General features: G+C 63.6%; 9 protein-coding genes. 5 read left to right on the top strand and 4 right to left on the bottom strand.

Going from position 1 to position 16,277, the window contains the following annotated elements; all coding sequences use genetic code 11:
* Positions 1-159 precede the first annotated feature (159 nt).
* From ESB00_RS05545 to ESB00_RS05525, 5 genes are all read left to right on the top strand, one after another.
* Positions 160-3,411: a TonB-dependent receptor gene (locus ESB00_RS05545; RefSeq protein WP_164976068.1), complete on the top strand. Its 3,252-nt coding sequence runs from the start codon at positions 160-162 to the stop codon at positions 3,409-3,411.
* 1,203 nt (positions 3,412-4,614) lie between these two features.
* Complete coding sequence (locus ESB00_RS05540; RefSeq protein ID WP_129046727.1) at positions 4,615-5,700, top strand: ribonucleotide-diphosphate reductase subunit beta; 1,086 nt, start codon at positions 4,615-4,617, stop codon at positions 5,698-5,700.
* A gap of 118 nt (positions 5,701-5,818) precedes the next feature.
* Positions 5,819-9,229, top strand: a complete 3,411-nt coding sequence (locus ESB00_RS05535) for a ribonucleoside-diphosphate reductase subunit alpha (protein WP_129046726.1) — start codon at positions 5,819-5,821, stop codon at positions 9,227-9,229.
* A 432-nt stretch (positions 9,230-9,661) separates the two neighbouring features.
* Positions 9,662-10,660, top strand: coding sequence for a YecA family protein (locus ESB00_RS05530; protein ID WP_218938686.1), 999 nt, complete (start codon positions 9,662-9,664; stop codon positions 10,658-10,660).
* Positions 10,661-10,953: 293 nt separating this feature from the next.
* Positions 10,954-11,649 carry a DUF6624 domain-containing protein gene (locus ESB00_RS05525; protein ID WP_129046724.1) on the top strand — a complete coding sequence of 232 codons (696 nt, stop codon included), beginning with the start codon at positions 10,954-10,956 and terminating at the stop codon, positions 11,647-11,649.
* 751 nt (positions 11,650-12,400) lie between these two features.
* On the opposite strand, the gene ESB00_RS05520 is transcribed toward ESB00_RS05525, so the two are convergent.
* The 4 genes from ESB00_RS05520 to ESB00_RS05505 all read right to left on the bottom strand — a co-directional run bounded on the left by ESB00_RS05520 (position 12,401) and on the right by ESB00_RS05505 (position 16,191).
* Entirely contained in the window at positions 12,401-12,724 is a 324-nt protein-coding gene (locus tag ESB00_RS05520) for a hypothetical protein (protein ID WP_129046723.1), read from the bottom strand.
* A 232-nt stretch (positions 12,725-12,956) separates the two neighbouring features.
* Positions 12,957-13,424, bottom strand: a complete 468-nt coding sequence (locus tag ESB00_RS05515) for a DUF4440 domain-containing protein (protein WP_129046722.1) — start codon at positions 13,422-13,424, stop codon at positions 12,957-12,959.
* 194 nt (positions 13,425-13,618) lie between these two features.
* Positions 13,619-14,857, bottom strand: a complete 1,239-nt coding sequence (locus tag ESB00_RS05510) for an amidohydrolase family protein (protein ID WP_129046721.1) — start codon at positions 14,855-14,857, stop codon at positions 13,619-13,621.
* Positions 14,854-16,191, bottom strand: a complete 1,338-nt coding sequence (locus ESB00_RS05505; RefSeq protein WP_129046720.1) for an amidohydrolase family protein — start codon at positions 16,189-16,191, stop codon at positions 14,854-14,856. Before ESB00_RS05505 ends, ESB00_RS05510 begins: the two co-directional genes overlap by 4 nt.
* Positions 16,192-16,277: the final 86 nt, after the last annotated feature.

Below are 16,277 nucleotides of genomic sequence, written 5' to 3'. Positions count from 1 at the left end.
TGGTCGCCTGAACTGCGTTACATCCACGCAACAACCCGCCCTTGTCCGTAATTTGTAGGGGTTGGGAGCTTGACTATGACACGGTCGAGGCGTTCGCTGCGCACGTTCAATTGTTCGGGTCACCTACCTGACAAAGTTAGCAAACAACTGCATCACACCATGCAAAAATCGTTCCTAAAATCGTTAGTTCTCGCCGTGATCACGGGCCTTGCCCTGACACTTTCTCCCAGCGCTCTGGCCCAGCTTGTTTCCTCGGGCCTGACTGGAACCATCCGCGGTTCTGATGGCAATCCGGTGGCCGGCGCCTCCGTGACCGCCGTCTACACACCGACGAACGCCACGTTCACCGCCGTGACCAATGCCGCCGGTCGCTTCAACTTCCGCGGCCTGCCCGTCGGCGGTCCCTACACCCTCACCGCCAGCTCCACCGGCTACGCTGACGGCAAGGTGGAGGAGATCACCGCCGCGCTCGGCACCGACATCGAGGTGAACCTCACCCTGAAGTCCGATGTCCTCCAGCTCGAGAAACTCGTCGTCGGCGGCGACCAGACCGACCTCGACGCCTCGGCCACCGGCTCCGGCACGATCATCGGCAGCGACAAGCTCGGCAGCAAGCCGACCTCGGAGCGCTCCCTCGCCGACATGATCAGCGCCTCGCCGCTCGTCACCCTCCGCGACACCTTCGGCGACCGCGAAGAATCCCAGATCACCGCCGTCGGCCAGAACAACCGCTACAACTCCATCCAGATCGACGGTTCGCGCATCAACGACATGTTCGGCCTGAACGCGACCGGCCTCGCCTCGTTCTTCAACCCGCTCTCCCTCGACACCCTCGAGCAGCTGGCCGTCGCCGTGTCCCCCTATGACGTCCGCCAGGCCGGCTTCACCGGCGCCTCGATCAACGCCGTGACCAAGTCCGGCACCAACAAGTTCAAGGGCTCCGTCTATTACTACTACCGCAGCGACTCGCTCGGCAGCCTCGATCTCCAGGGCAACAACCCCCGTGAAGAGACGCTCACCGGCGCCAAGTTCCTCCCCCGCCTCGACCGCGAGACCATCGGCGCCACCCTCGGCGGCCCGATCATCAAGGACAAGCTGTTCTTCTTCGTGAACTATGAGAAGTTCGAGAGCACCATCGCCGGCCGCGACGCGCTCTTCGCCCCCGCCAACGAGCAGCAGCTCCTCGACCGCCTGAACGCCATCGCCACGGCCTCCGGCAAGTCCATTGACTGGGGTTCCGCCGTCACCGGCCAGACCGCCAACACCTCCGAGGACGAGAAGATCACCGCCAAGCTCGACTGGCAGATCAACTCCGACCACCGCGCCACCCTGCGCTACACGACCACCGAGGGTGTGGTGCCGCAGTTCGGCAACTTCGCCAACAACTCGATCAACCTGAACAGCGCCGGCACCGGCAACCTCGTGCACACCCCCGAGGGCCACTTCTACTCCCAGACCCGCGAGGAGAAGACCATCGCCGGTCAGATCAACAGCCAGTGGACGCCGAACTTCAAGACGGAGATCCGCTATTCCTCGACCACCCAGGATCAGCTGACCCCGCTTCAAACCGTCGCCCCGATCATCCAGATCAACGGCATCAGCGGCACCAACCTGAACACCAACACGGCCGCCACCGGCACCTATGTCGCCGGCACCGAGCAGTTCCGCCACGGCAACGAGATCGGCGTGGACAGCACCCAGATGGGGGCCACCGGCGACTACTTCTGGGGCGACTTCGTCTTCACCGGCGGCTTCGAGCGCGAGCAGACCGACTTCTACAATCTGTTCCGCCAAGGCTCGTTTGGTATCGTGCACTTCTCGTCACTGGCCAACTTCCTGACCGGCGACGTCGCGCGCATCACCCGCAACGTGTATGACCCGAACGTCCGCAACGTGGCCGACCTGTCCGACCTGGCCACCACCGGCGTCTTCGGCCAGGCCCGCTGGGACGTGAACTCCCGCCTCACCGTCACCGGCGGTCTGCGCTATGAGTTCGTGGACAGCAGCACGCCGACCTTCAACCCGACCTTCTTCTCCGCCACGGGCTTCCGCAACGACGGCACCCCGGATGGCACGAGCAGCATCTCGCCCCGCGTCGGCTTCAACCTCTCGATCGATGACGACCGCAAGACGCAGGTCCGCGGCGGCGTCGGCCACTTCTTCGGCCGCGCCCCGTGGGTGATCTTCTCGAACTCCTACGGCCAGACCGGCGTCGGCAGCGGCACGCTCGATTCCGCCCAGGGCCAGCTGCCCACGAGCCTGGTGTCCTATCTGCGGGACCACTTCGATCCCGCCAAGCCGATCGGCACCTACACCGACAACCCCGCCATCGCCCGCGAGGTGAACTGGGTGGATGACGGCACCGAGCTGCCCCAGTCCTGGCGCGCCAACCTCGCCTTCGACCACAAGATGGCGTTCCTCGACTCCATGCTCACCGCTGAGATTGTCCACAGCCGCGTGGACCAGGCCCTGTTCGTGACCAACGAGAATCTGCGCGAGACCACCATCGGCGCGGACGGCCGTCAGCGTTTTGCCGGCGCTCCCTCGAACCTCGCCAACCGCAAATACTCCGGCTACACGGCGATGATCCGCGTGCGTAACACCGACGTTGGCGATTCCACCTACTTCTCCATCCAGTGGTCCCGCCCGGTGAAGAACAAGTGGGGCTTCGACCTCGCCTACACCCGCGGCAGCTCGACCGAGGCCCAGTCCATCGGCCAGACGACCGCCGGCGGCCAGTGGTTCCGCAATGCCGTGTTCAACCAGAACAAGGTCGAGAATGGCCGTTCGGACTTCGAGATCCGCGACCGCATCCAGCTGTCGCTCACCCGCCAGTTCGAGTTCGTGAAGAACTTCCGCACCACCGCCTCGCTCTACTATGAAGGCCGCTCGGGCAACCCCTACAGCTGGGTCTTCAACGGCGACCTCAACGGTGACGGCACGAGCTTCAACGACCGCGTGGCCATCCCCACCGACGTCAACGATCCCCGCTTCGACTTCGCCGCCATGCCCCAGGCCGAGCGCGATGCGTTCTTCGCCTTCATTGACGCCGAGGGCCTCAGCCAGTGGGCCGGTGGCATTGCCCCCAAGAACTCGCACCGCGAGCCGTGGGTCAACCGCCTCGACCTCAAGCTCGTGCAGGACATCCCGGTCGCCGGCTTCGCGAAGATGCAGCTGTTCTTCGACTTCGTGAACTTCGGCTCCTTCATCAGCAAGGACACCTTCGGTTACACCGAGCTGGCGCCGAACCTCTCGAACGGCGTGTTCCGCACCCGCACGCTGACCTCGGCCACGAGCTACACCTCGTCGGGCCGCATCGCCCCGCGCTTTGCGACCACGCCCGCCGGCTTCGCCATCGACAACGGCATGTCCCGCTGGCGCATCCAGCTCGGCGCGAAGATCCTCTTCTGAGGAATCCGCTGACCACCGCTTCATTTGCCTCAAGGCGCCCCGTGAAAACGGGGCGCCTTTTTCTTTGGGCATGGCTTCGGGGCGCACTTCGAGGACTCCGTCTCGACCGCGCTGGACGATGAAATCTCCCTCTGATTTTCGGAGGGCCCGCGTCCCGGCGGGCCGCACCCGCAGGGGTACGCCGCGTGCGCACCCGTGCGACTCAATCAAAAGAGGAGCCACACTCGACGGAATCCCTCGGCCGTGTCCACCAACCCCTCAAATCCACGCAACCTGTCATCCTGAACGACGTGAAGGACCCACGAGAATATCCGTTGGCGGTTATGCCGCTGGATCCATGCCTGGCTGCTGATGACCGCAGGTCGAATGTCGCAAAAGCACGGTGGCCGACTTCGCCACACCCCGGCGCGGTGCGCCACCCCTCTCCAGAGGGGACCTCAAACCATGATGGCGAAAATCCCCGCTCGAGAGGGGTGCCCGCAGGGCGGGGTGTGGCGATCCAGCCGGATTGCTTCGTCGCTACGCTCCTCGCAATGACCGGCTAGAGCCTTTTCAGAAAAGGCGTACCAGCCGCGCTTGAGCCGGAGGCGAAAGCGTGGTCAGGGGACGACCACTTTGTCGCGGCGCTCCAAAGCGGCTACACTTCTTTTTAAACTGCTCTAAAAGCCAGGGGACGATGGTGTCGCCCGACCACGGGCAACGCGCCCGCCCCCACAGGCGCCGCCCTGCGCCCGCGGCTGCCTCCGCAAAAAAATCCCGCCCACCGCGTGCCCCTGAAAAATTTCGCGCCCGCGAATTTCCCTCGGGGATTTCCGCCCCGCTCCAAAATTTTCCGGTCAAGAAAAAATTTCCGCGGCGCAGCTTCGTTACGTTCCTGCGCCTTTTCAGAGTGAAAACGTCCTTCCCCCCGCCCGCTTGGACGCGATTTTCGCAAACGCGCCGCAGCGTGCAGGTTGTCCACACAAAAAGTGACGGAAAATTTGCAGAAGCGTTCGGAATTCTATTTGACCGTGCCGGAAGCGATTCCCATTAGTTGTGGTCAAGGTTCCGGGCATCCACATCCTGTGGTGGTCGACAACGTGTCGGGAAGTTTTAGCAAGTTCTGCTCGCTACGGCTTTTCGCGCGTCGCTAGACCACGGGACACGCATCGCTTTTCCCCATCAAGTTCCGTCTCTCACTCGCTTCTCGCCTAGGCTACTGCCATGCAAAAATCATTCTCCGTCGGTACCAAGACATTCGTTCTCGATCAGGACAAGGCTGAGGCCGCATTCGCCGCCAAGAAGGTCATCAACGGCCGCCAGGTCCCCTACTTCAACATCCTCCCCCTGAAATACCAGTGGGCCTACGATCTCTACAAGACGATGAAGGCCAACCACTGGGAGCCCGAGGACATCCCGATGGGCAAGGACATCGAGCAGTGGCGCGACCCCAAGACCGTGTCCGACATCGAGCGCTGGATCATCCGCATGGGCATCGGTTACTTCTCGGCCGCCGAGGGCATCGTCGGTGACAACATCCAGCACGTCGTTCGCGAGATCGTCACCGCCCCCGAGCTGAAGCTCGTCCTCGGCCGCCACGCCCACGAGGAGAACATCCACGCCGACTCGCTCCTCTACATGATTTCCTCCCTCGGCATCAACCCGCACGAGTGCGAGGCGATGTTCGAGGACATCAAGTCCATCGAGCGCAAGAACGAGTTCGTGAACAAGGTCAGTCGCGACCTCCGCCGCGACCTCGACATGACCCAGCCGGCCAACAAGAAGCTCCTCGCGAAAAACATCTTCGTGTTCGGCCAGTGCATGGAGGGCACCCAGTTCTACGGCCTCTTCGGCATGGTCCTCTCGCTTTATCGCCAGAACAAGTTCCCGGGCATCGGCCAGATGTTCCGCTACACCCTCCGCGACGAGTCCAACCACATCGAGCTCTTCCGGAACCTGTTCATGGATCTCATCAGCGAGAATCCCGACATCTGGACCGCCGACTTCAAGGAGGAGCTCCGCCAGACGATGGTCGAAGGCATCGCCCTCGAGAAGGATTTCATCCGCGACTGCCTGCCGGTCAACGCCGTCGGTCTCTCCATCGAGGAGTTCCTCACCTACATTGACTACATCGCCGATCGCCGCCTCGAGGGTTGCGGCCTCACCCCGCTCAACCCGGGCGTGAAGAACCCCCTCCCCTGGCTCGCGGAGATGATGGACATCAAGAAGGAGCAAAACTTCTTCGAGGGTCGCGTCACCGAATACCAGAAGTCCTCCGCCCTCGCCGGCGCCAGCGACGACGACCTCTGAGCCTCCGTTGGCGGGCGGGGTCTCCGCACCCCGCCTCCTCCGTCTTTCCGTCCTTCCTTCCTCCCTTCTCCCTCCTTCCTTCTCCCGTCCCTTTTCCCCGCACCCTCCCCATCCTGCCATGAGCAACCAAGTCACCCAAGACCTCGCCCTCAAGAAGCTCACCGTCACCCCCCAGGATCAGAAACCGAATTACAACTGGCGCGACATCCTCCGCGATGAGGACGTCTCCGTCCCCGAGGTCCAGGTCCTTTGCCCGCACGGCGAGGAACGCTTCGACCTCAGCGAGGTCGCCGACACCGTCGGCCGCTCCCTCGCCAACCTCCTCCTCGCCAAGGGCGAGAAGGACATCTTCTCCGACAAGAACCAGCGCTTCGTCGCCGGCGTGACCCGCGAAGTCGCCTCCAACCTCACCAAGAAAGCCCTCGAGCGCGGGCCCCTCCGCGTCTCCCTCCACGACCTCTACGTGCTCATCGAAAAGACCCTCGTCGACAACAACGCCCACGACGTCGCCAAGAGCCTCCTCCTCAAGCGCGCCTCCAAGCTCAACGCCTCCCGCGACACCCACGGCGTCACCGTCCGCCTCATCCGCCGCAACAACCAGGTCGTGCCCTGGAACGAGGCCAAGATCGAGATCGCCATCCGCAAGGCCTTCCTCTCCCTCCAGAAGGATCCCGCCCCCGCCACCGCCATCGCCCGCGCCATCAGCGAGCGCGCCCGCCAGGTGAAGCAGGCCTTCCTCCACATCGAGGAGGTCCAGGACATGGTCCAGGAGGAACTCATGAAGTCCGGCCACTACAAGGTCGCCGAGGACTACATCCTCTACCGCGCCCACCGCGCCGCCGCCCGCATCGCCTCCGGCAACGCCGACGAGACCTTCGCGCCCGCCGCTCCCGCCCAGCAGAACACCATGGTCGTCGTCACCAAGCCAGACGGCTCCACCTTCTTCTGGAACGGCGAGGACCTCAAGAAGCGCATCGAGTTCGCCTCCATCGGCCTCGACCTCTGCCTCTCCTCCGACGAGATCGAGACCGAGCTTCGCCGCGCCCTCTTCGACAACATCGCCCTCGGCGACCTCAACAACACGATCGTCCTCAACGCCAAGACCCTGATCGAGAAGGACGCCGACTTCGCCAAGTTCGCCGGCCGCATCCAGCTCACCTACATCTACGAGGAGGTCCTCGGCTGGGACATCGTCCGCGACGGCATCGGCGCGCTGAAGCGTTTCCACCAGCAGGCCTTCGCCAAATACATCGAGCACGGCGTGAACATCAAGCGCCTCTCCCCGCGCCTCAAGGAATACGACCTTCCCAAGATCGCCGCCGCCCTCGACCCGTCCGCCGACCTCGAGTTCGACTTCCTCGGCATCCAGACCCTCTACGACCGCTACCTGATCATCGACAAGACCGGCAAGCGCTCCCGCCGCATCGAGACGCCCCAGTTCTTCTGGATGCGCGTCGCCATGGGCCTCTTCCTCGATGAGAAGAAGAAGTCCCGCGAGGACTGGGCCATCCGCCTCTACGACCTCTACAAGAGCCGCCGCTTCTGCAGCTCCACCCCGACCCTCTTCAACGCCGGCACCCTCCACAGCCAGCTCTCGTCCTGCTACCTCTACTACGTGGACGACACCATCGAGGGCATCTTCCAGCGCGGCATCGCCGACAACGCCTACCTCTCCAAGTGGGCCGGCGGCCTCGGCGGCTCCTGGACCTCCGTCCGCGGCACCGGCGCGCACATCGCCGGCACCAACGGCGAGTCCCAGGGCGTCATCCCCTTCCTCAAGCTCCACAACGACCAGCTCGTCGCCGTCAACCAGGGCGGCAAGCGCAAGGGCTCCGGCTGCGCCTACCTCGAGTCCTGGCACAACGACATCTTCGAGTTCCTCGAGCTCCGCCGCAACACGGGTGACGACCGCCGCCGCACCCACGACATGAACACGGCCAACTGGATCCCCGACCTGTTCATGAAGCGCATGGAGCAGCGCGGCCACTGGACCCTCTTCCGCGCCAACGAGACCGCCGACCTCCACCACCTCTACGGCCGCAAGTTCGAGGAGGCCTACCTCCGCTACGAGAAGCTCGCCGAGGAGGGCAAGATCCAGGGCCACAAGATCGAGGCCCTCGAGCTCTGGAAGAAGATGCTCTCGATGCTCTTCGAGACCGGCCACCCCTGGATCACCTTCAAGGATCCCTGCAACGTCCGCTCCCCGCAGGACCACGTCGGCGTCATCCACTCCTCCAACCTCTGCACGGAGATCACGCTCAACACCTCCAACGACGAGACCGCCGTCTGCAACCTCGGCTCCGTCATCCTCGACAGCCACCTCAAGCCCGACGGCCACCTCGACCTCGAGAAGCTGCGCGAGACCATCCGTGTCGCCATCCGCGCCCTCGATAACGTCATCGACATCAATTACTATCCCACCGAGGCCGCCAAGCGCTCCAACCTGCGCCACCGCCCCATCGGCATGGGCGTCATGGGCCTCGCCAACGCCCTCTACCTGAAGGGCCTCGCCTTCGCCTCGCCCGAGGCCGTCGAGTTCAACGACGAGTTCATGGAGGCCATCGCCTTCTACGCCTACGAGGCCTCCTCCGACCTCGCCGCCGAGCGCGGCACCTACTCGACCTACAAGGGCTCGAAGTGGGACCGCGGCCTCCTGCCCCCCGACACCGTGGACCTCCTCGAGCAGGAGCGTGGCCTGCCCATCCAGGTCCCCCGCGGCGGCCGCATGAACTGGGAGCCCCTCCGCAAGAAGATCGCCAAGCAGGGCATGAGAAACTCCAACGTTCTCGCCATCGCCCCCACGGCCACGATCTCCAACATCACCAACACCTCCCCCTGCATCGAGCCCACCTACAAGAACCTGTATGTGAAATCGAACCTCTCGGGCGAGTTCGTGGTGCTGAATCCCTTCCTCGTGAAGGACCTCAAGGCCCGCGGCCTCTGGAACCAGGAGATGATCGACGCCCTCAAGTATTTCGACGGCGAGCTGAAGGACATCGAGGCCATCCCCGCCGACCTCAAGGCCCGCTACCTCACCGCCTTCGACGTCGAGTTCAAGTGGGTGATCGACGCCGCCGCCCGCCGCCAGAAGTGGATTGATCAGGCGCAGTCGGTGAACCTCTGGCTCAAGACGCCCGACCTGAAGACCCTCTCGCACATGTATCGCTCCGCCTGGCACGGCGGCCTCAAGACGACCTACTACCTCCGCACCCTCGGCGCCTCGAACATCGAGAAAGCCACGGTCACGGTGAAGAAGGAAGTCCGCGGCATCGCCGGCGAATCCAAGGCCGACACCGCCGCCCGCGACACCGCCGCGGCGACCGCCCTGAGCAACGTCGAACGGGCCGCGACCGCCACCGCCGCCCCCTTCGCCGTCGCCAGTGCCTCGGCCACCGTCGCCCCTGGAGGGTCGGTCTCCGCACCGACCGCTTCCTCACCCGCGCCGAAGAAGACCTATACCGCTGAGGAGAAGCGCGTGTGCTCGATCGAAGCCATGAAGAACGGCGAGGAATGCGAAGCCTGCCAGTGACGCGAAAGCGTCATCGCGCCGTAGCATTATGCGAAGGCGGATAATGCATCCCAACCACACTTCCTAAACTTCCGGGCCGCGGTCGACGAAAGTCACCGCGGCCTTTCAATTGCTCCACTATGCCATTATCCCGCACTCTTTGAGTTGGATTTTCAGGAAGAAGCCGAATCAATGAAGCAGAAAGTATATCTAGCCAATTTCCTGCATCCTCATCAGCGAATCGCTGCGAGGTCCCAAGACAGTCTCTCTGATGTTGAGATAGTGAAAGGCATCCATGTCTCGGAGGACGCATACGAATACCGACAACGCGTGATTCGGGATCTGTTGTCTGCGCTTATATTACACGATTCGATAATCGTAACCCAACTTAGCTTCTTGGAGCTTCTTAAGATTATCGGGGCAGATGATTGTCTCCTCCTATTTGAAACTGGAATGCTTGAGATCGCAGATGATGGCGGCTTCACCCCCGCCCTTAGGAAGAACTTTAAAGCATATGAGGTCACTACGATGGCAGACGTTCCTCGCAATAAGGTTCCTCCCACCGAAAGGATGCCCGGCCGTTTCGAACAAAGGTTGCCGCAAATTCTCGGCACCGATCATTTCAGACTGAAGTTGATTCAAACCGAACTAGAGCGACACACCATTGATGTCTCAAATCTCGAAGAACTTGGCAAACTGGTGCACGCGGAATTTGAGTATGACCTGAACAACGGAAACGTGCGTAGCCTCCTAGGACTGAAGTCACTGAACACCAGTTCTATTCTTCCCGAAGATGTCTTCAAGGTTCTACGCGTCCTCGAAGTAAACTCTCATCTCATTTTGACGCGCCGATTAAAAGCGGCCGCAGTTAATATCGAAGCCGGTTGCCGTTCCGTTCTCAAAACAAAGATTCCGCCCTCCCTTTCGTCTCAAGGCACACTGAGTTCGATTGAAGTGTTTCAGGATATCTTGCTCGGCAAGAGCATCCCAGATCTTGGAACTCTGTATCTCTCCAAGATTATAACCATGCGAGACGTATTGGAGATCCGCGACGGCCTTGATGGGATTATGTTTCGACAGTGGATCGCGAGCTCTCACTACGACAAAGATATTGTGCAAAAGAAGCTTCTCGAACCGAGAATCAAAGCGGGATTCTCAGAGAAAGCAGTGCGTTGGATTGTGCCAAGCGCCTTGAAGATCAGTGATTCGCTCGGAGGCAGCCTACTCTCAAAAACGGCGAGCTTCTTACTCAATTCGTTCCTAGATGATTGGCATCCTTCCGTTTTTCTGGATCAGCAACTAGCCGATAAGGTCGACAACAAGATCGCTGCGCATTCGGCGGAGCTAGAGCGCAAGCGGATTATTGAAAGGTTTGGCAAAATACCGCGCAATGATCCATGCCCTTGCGGTAGCGGCATAAAATTCAAGCGATGCCACGGCAGCAGTCTTTGATCAACTGGGGCCGAACTGAAGACGTCATGTTAGGGCAACCGGACGGGGTCAGGCTAGGGTTGCCCTGATTTGACGGACAGTGGGCAGGGCAACCGGACGGGGTCAGGCCTTGGGGCTTGGGGTTGATACCGTCGGTGTCCGTCAAATCAGGCCGACCCTAAGTCTTGACTCATAACTGAACCAGCCGACCGCCGGTTCAGCCACCGCGCCTGCATCCAACCGCCCGGCCCGCCAACGCAGGATTGCCTGCGCGCCCGATTCCGGTCTTCCTCCCCTCACGGGCCACCGGGTTTATGCGCGTCATTCTAGTCCTCCTGTTGCTGGCTACAGGCGCGGCTGCTGAACAATCACCAGCCGACCGCACTGTAGGCCGCCCGGAGTTCGCCGCCGTCCGCACCGAACTGCTGGCGATCGTGGAGTCGGACCAGAAATACCGCGAGGCTTACAACGAACTCGCCCGCATCCATCCGGTCCCCGATGCCGAGATGCGCACGCTGACCCGGAACATGCAGGAGGCAGACGCCGCCAATCTTCCGAAACTCGAAGCCATCCTCGCCCAGCACGGCTGGCTCGGTCCCGACGATGTCGGTCCCGACGCCAGCGGCGCTTTCTTCCTCGTCATCCAGCACAGCAACCTGCCGACCCAAAAGAAATACCTGCCCGCCATGCGCGAGGCCGTGAAAGCCGGCAAGGCCCGCGGTTCCTCGCTCGCTCTGCTCGAAGACCGCATCGAACTGCACGAGGGCCGCCCGCAGATCTACGGCAGCCAGCTGCGCTCCGACGGCGGCGGTGCCCTCTATGTCCAAGCGATGATCGATCCCGACCACGTGGACGAACGTCGCGCCGCCGTGGGCCTGCCACCCATGGCCGATTACCTGAAGCGCTGGGATCTCACCTGGGATCTTGCCGCCTACAAAGCCCGCCTCCCCGACTTGATCGCCAAGCTCTCCACCGCTGTCCGCCGCCCGCCCAAACCGCAAAGCCCGTAGCCAATCGGAGGACGTCAGGGTGGCCGGAAGTGAGCGTGCTAGGGTTGCCCTGATTTGACGGACAGTGGACCGGAGATAAAACCTGGGGAGTCCGCCTGAAGCCGGGAGGGCAACCGGACGGGGTCATGCTTTACCTCGGCGCCGGGTCGTGCGGCTGAATCAAGAGGACGTTCGAGAATTGTGGGGCAACCGGACGGGGTCAGGCCTTGGGGCTTGGAGGCAACCGGACGGGGTCAGGCCCTGGGGCTTGGGGTTGAAACTGTCGGAGTCCGGCAAATCAGGGTCGATCCGGGACCGATCAGACTACGTCAGGCCATGAATCTCGACGAAGCCGACAAGCCCGCGGCCCCGCAATTCCGGTGCGACTCAGCCGCTTTCCCGCTGGCGCTCCGACCAAGCTCCCGGCTCAACGCCAGCCGGTGCCGTTGCAGGCGGAGCAAGACGGTGCGGCGACTTCCTGGCCGGTCGCCGTGGACTCAAACCGGCTGCCGGTGACATAGCCTGCTTTGCCCGAGCCGAGGCAGCTGGCGCAGCGGCGGCGGGACGCCTGTCCGGAACCCTTGGGCAACCGGACGGGGTCAGGCCTTGGGGCTTGGGGTTGAAACTGTCGGAGTCCGGCAAATCAGGGTCGATCCGGGACCGATCAGACTACGTCAGGCCATGAATCTCGACGAAGCCGACAAGCCCGCGGCCCCGCAATTCCGGTGCGACTCAGCCGCTTTCCCGCTGGCGCTCCGACCAAGCTCCCGGCTCAACGCCAGCCGGTGCCGTTGCAGGCGGAGCAAGACGGTGCGGCGACTTCCTGGCCGGTCGCCGTGGATTCAAACCGGCTGCCGGTGACATAGCCTGCTTTGCCCGAGCCGAGGCAGCTGGCGCAGCGGCGGCGGGACGCCTGTCCGGAACCCTTGAGGCGACCCTGGAAGTCGAAGGCCGCGCCCGACGTCACGGCCGGGCCCGGCTGCGATTCCACCAGCCGGGTCGCCGCTTCGCGCTCTTGCGCGAGGTAGGAGTCCAGGAAGCGGTTGCCGGCGTTTTGCTTCAGCTCGCGTTCCCGGCGGTAACGGGCATCGGCCATGGCGGTTTCCCGGAGTTGGCGGATGCGGGTGAGGACGGATTTCGAGGATTCGCGGGAAGAGCCAAAGGGGTCATGCCTTACCTTTCACCTTTTCTCATTCGTCGACCTATAAGACCAATCTGAAGACGTCATGTCTTGATTTTTGACTAAAGCAGCCTGACCGCCGGTTCAGCCACTGCGCCTGCATCCAACCGTCCGGTCCGCCACCATGGCTCCGTTTTCTATCTTTCGCTTACTTCCTCGCCGGTTCGATCCGCGTCGAATGCAGGAGCGCCACCTGCCAGCCCTTGCCGGAGCGACGCAGCACCATGCTCTCCAGGTAGTCGCGATGGCGTGCACCCCGCTTGCTGTCATAGATGTCTGACCGGAGCGTGTAGACGGCCCAAGCCATGTCCCCCGCCGCCTTCACTTGGTGAAACTCAAAGCCATCGGTCCGCTTGAAATCGTTCTCGGGCTTGGGCAGGGCCGCGACGTCCTGATCGACGGTCATGATTTCGCCATGTTCCAGCAGCAGGTAGCCCTCGGCCAGCAAGGCCCGGTAGGCGACAGGGTCCATGGTCACAGAGTAGACCCGATAGACCTCGCGCACGAAGGCTCGAATCTCCTCCGCCTCCTCTGCGGTGGCCGCCTGTAGCGACGCCGGCAGGAACGCCACGCCCGCCATCGCCCCCGCACCCGTGAGGAATTCCTTGCGATTCATGCAACCACCCTACCCGCCACACAGTCCCTGACCAGCCGGAACGCCAATCGTAAGACTTCAGGCGACCGGAAGGGCAACCGGACGGGGTCAGGGCAACCGGATGGGTCAGGCCCTGGGGCTTGGGGTAAGCCGAGCCAAAGAAGTCTTTGGCTTCCCCGCGGGCGCGAAATCGACCGGCCCGGTGGGCGGCCGGATCAGGGGGCATAGAGCCGGCCGCCGATGATGGTGCCGGTGCAATGGGTGGTGTACTCGAAAGGATCGCCGTCGAAGAGGGCCAAATCGGCATCGAGGCCTGCGGCCAGCGCACCGGTGCGGCTGTCTATCCCGAGGATTCGGGCGGCACCGCGCGTGATGCTCGCAAGCGCGGCCTCGAAGCCCAGCCCCTGGGCGGCGGCCTCGGCGGCCTCAAAGAGCACAACCCGGGTTTTCGGCACGTAGGCCTCATAACTGCTCTGCAGGGCGATCGGCACGCCCGCGGCATGCAGCTTCGCGGCTGTCTCCATGCTGAGGTTTTCCATGTCCCCGAAACTGCGCTGCATCGTGGGATGGACAATGACGGGAAAGCCGCTGGCCTTGATTTCCGGGAGCACCAGCAGGGCGTCGGCGCAGCCATCAAGGATGATGCGGAGGTTGAATTCCTGGGCGACGCGCAGGGCCGACAGGATGTCCTGGTGGCGGTTGGCGGTCACGAGCAGCGGCTGGCTGCCGTCGAGGGCGCGCAGCAGGGTTTCATACTTGAGGTCACGGTCCGGACGCTTGGTCTCATCCTTGGCCGCGAGCTTGCGCGCGTATTCCTGCGTCTTGATGAGTTCCGCGCGCAGCATGGCAATGGCCTTCGAGCGGTTGCCGGGCGACTTGCCGGGTGCGCCCGGGCCGGCACCGTCGCCCTGCGCCAGGCCGTCGGCGCCGAGCGTGACGGAGGTCATGGCGGCAGGGACGATCACATCCTCGTCGGTCGTCCGGCCGAAGGTCTTCACGATCATGGTCTGGCCGGAGACCAGCGCGCGGGGGGCATGGCCCGTGTTGACGGTGGTGACGCCGAAGGATCGCACCCAGGCGACGAGGGGATCCTTGGCGTTGTAGGCGTCGATGGCGCGCAACTCGGGCTGGATGGCGGCGGACCGCTCCAGCATGTCCTGGTCGTGCGGCTGATTGAGCAGCCCGGACAGGCCGACGGTGCCGTGGGCATCGATGAGGCCCGGCGTGACAACCGCCGCGCGGACCACGCGGTAGCCCGCGGGAACCGGCAGCGTCGCGGCGGGGCCCACCGCCTCGATCTTGCCGTCGCGCAGCAGGACGACGCCGTTTGTCAGCGGCGCGCCCGTGAGCGTGTGCACCGTGTCGCCGAGGATGGCGAGGGTTTCGGCCGCGCGCAGCGCCGGCGCGAGGAGGCAGGCGAGCAGGAGGAGACGGAGTCGGGCGTTAATTTTCATTGGGCACCTCCCTGGGCGGCCTGGATCAAGTCCCAGGCGCTGGTGTAGCAGCAAAGGTGGGCGCGGCGGGACTCGCCGGCGCCCGGTCCTCCAACCGCCTGCAAATGATCGGCCGGGTCGGAGCGGTCGAAGACCATCCGGCCCTCGACCCAGGTCTGCTCCACGTGCGTGTAGACGCTCAGCGGATCGCCGGAGAGCACGATGAAGTCGGCATCCTTGCCGGGCTCGAGCGAGCCCACGCGCTTGTCCAGGCCGAGCATGGTGGCGTTGGCGAGGGTGACGGCCGCGAGCGCGCCCTGGCGGGTCATGCCGGCGCGCACGGCCAGCCCGGCCGAGCGGAGGAACCGGCGCGAGTCGAGGATCCCATCGTCGGTGTGCAGCCCGACGAGCACGCCGGCCTTTTCGAGGATGGCGGGTGTGCGCCAGTCGAGGTCCTTCGTCTCCAGCTTGCCGCCCGGGGAGTCCACGATGATGACCGAGCAGGGTGCCCGGGCCGCCGCGATTTCCTCCGCCACGGCCCAGCCGTCGCTCACATGGTGCAGCACGGGAGTGTAGCCGAACTCCCGGGCGATGCGCAGGACGGTGACGATGTCGTCGGCCCGGTGGGAGTGGTGATGGACGATGCGCCGGCCGTCGAGGACCTCGACGAGTTTTTCCAGCGCGAGGTCGCGCGGCGGCGCCTTTTCCGGGTCACCATTGGCATTGCGGACCTTGGTGCGGTATTCCTGCGCCTTGATGTATTGCGCGCGGACCAACGCCGCAGATTTGCCGCGCGTGCCCGGAAAGGGGCTCGCCTTGATGGAGTTGGTGCCGTTGGCCATCTTGAGGCCGCCGGCGACGGAGCCGTCGGGCAGCTCGATGAGGAGCCCGTTCACCGTGCCCGCCTCGCGGAGCTTGAGATAAAGCGTCTGACCGCTGATGAGATGGCCGGAGCCAGGCATGACGTTGACGGTGGTGACCCCGCCGGCCTGCGCTTTTTGAATCGAGGCATCGCGGGCGTCGATGGAATCAAGCACGCGTGTCTCCGGCTGAAGCGGACTCGAGGCGTCGCCCCCGCTGGCACCGCCGATGTGACTGTGGGAGTCGACGAGTCCCGGCATCAGGACCTTGCCGGACATATCATGAATGACGGCGTCGGCGGGAATGGACACCTGGCCGGTTGCTCCGACTGCGACAATCTTGCCGGCAGAAACCACGAGCACCCCGTCGGCCAAGGGTTCCCCGGCGATCGGAAAAATCTGGGCGCCGCGGAAGACCTGAGGTTTTTCCTGAGCCGTGAGGACAAGGGACAGCACAACTCCGGTCACGAGGCTTCCGAAAAAGCGGATAGTCATGCGGGGCAGGAAAGAATCCGACCAGCCGTGAGGCAAACACATAGCGACCGCCGCCGGGGTCTGGCATCCGCGGCCGGGGCCGGCAC

Source organism: Oleiharenicola lentus (assembly GCF_004118375.1).
Classification (GTDB): domain Bacteria; phylum Verrucomicrobiota; class Verrucomicrobiia; order Opitutales; family Opitutaceae; genus Lacunisphaera; species Lacunisphaera lenta.
This window is presented reverse-complemented; position numbering and strand designations above follow the sequence as displayed.